The following is a 542-nucleotide window of genomic DNA, read 5'->3' as shown; positions in this document are numbered from 1 at the left end:
AACTCGCTACAAAATTGAAGAACTGCCAAAGACTGATTGGGAGTTTTTTGAAGTAGCTGGTCGTAATCGCGGCTGTGTACGTTCGGGCAACCAAGTCGATACCTACCGCATGTCTGAAATTCTCATCAACGAGCTGCGTAGCGCGAAGATTGGTCGCATCACGCTAGAAACCCCAGCTATGACTGAAGCTGAAGAAATCGTGGTCGCAGAACAACGACTCGCTGCTGAAGAAAAGAAAAAAGCCCGCGAGGAAGAAAAACGCTTACGTCGTCTAAAAACGCGGAAGAATCGGAAGTAGGTTTAATAAACGTAAGACCAATCATGTAGAAGTGAAAATTTTCCCGTCAGGCAAAGAAACCAACCCTAGCAAATAATAAAACACCAACCCATGTTTCTTTGCCAATGGTGCAATTACTCTAGCAGCTTCTTGCATATTACTATCTGGCAGAGGCAGAGAGACAGCAAAGGTATCCTGTAGCTGTACATGAGCGACCGTTGCTCCAAATGCTAATGAGAGCTCGAATGATAAATCACCTTCATGG

The 542-nt window shown here is 45.0% G+C and carries 1 protein-coding gene and 1 pseudogene; one reads left to right on the top strand and one right to left on the bottom strand.

What is annotated here, in order from left to right; all coding sequences use genetic code 11:
• Nucleotides 1-298, top strand: a pseudogene (locus tag ACS8FC_RS20345) (ribosome biogenesis GTPase YlqF); the annotation flags it as partial.
• 21 nt (nucleotides 299-319) lie between these two features.
• Here the strand turns inward: ACS8FC_RS20345 and ACS8FC_RS20340 are convergent.
• A partial coding sequence (locus ACS8FC_RS20340) for a hypothetical protein (RefSeq protein ID WP_439298118.1) occupies nucleotides 320-542 on the bottom strand: 223 nt, incomplete at its 5' end.

The organism is Psychrobacter sp. 1Y4, assembly GCF_051847555.1.
The sequence above is the reverse complement of the archived record's forward strand: the minus strand, read 5'-3'. Positions and strand labels throughout refer to the sequence as shown.